Source organism: Aquimarina macrocephali JAMB N27, assembly GCF_000520995.1.
In the GTDB taxonomy this organism is placed as follows: domain Bacteria; phylum Bacteroidota; class Bacteroidia; order Flavobacteriales; family Flavobacteriaceae; genus Aquimarina; species Aquimarina macrocephali.
In genome coordinates this window covers 1-433 of the sequence record NZ_JACA01000157.1, presented here as the reverse complement: position 1 = coordinate 433, position 433 = coordinate 1, and the positions used below count along the sequence as shown (strand labels likewise).

Annotated in this window: 1 protein-coding gene; it reads right to left on the bottom strand. The window is 33.9% G+C overall.

Going from position 1 to position 433, the window contains the following annotated elements:
* Positions 1–433, bottom strand: a 433-nt coding sequence (locus Z054_RS32065; protein ID WP_035094004.1) for a T9SS type A sorting domain-containing protein, incomplete at both ends; no start/stop codon positions are given.

Sequence of the window (433 nt, the reverse complement as noted above, 5' to 3'; positions counted from 1 at the left end):
AAATAATTTCCTTTTTCGGTTATTGCTCCTCCAAAAGGAAGTACTCCAGGATTTCTGTCATAGTTTTTATGGTAAATACGTCTTCCTAAAAGATCGTATACACTCATAGTAAACCTTTCTTTACCTAATTTTGTTAAGTCAATATTTGTAGTCTCGGTAAATGAATTAGGATATACCTTCACTAAATTCTCTGCTTTTTCTGGACCTGCTGCTGCTGGCCTTTTAGTTGTAAGTCCTTGACCTGCATTAGTGTTATATGCATAATCCAATATAGTATACGATAACCCATCATTTGCTACAGTAGCATAAAACCATCCATAATGTGTATTGCCTCCAATTTTGAAAGTAAATCCTATGTAGCCTGATTTACCATTCCAACTCGTATATGAAGAAGAGCTTACTACATAACTATTAGATTCTGCAACAAAATTAC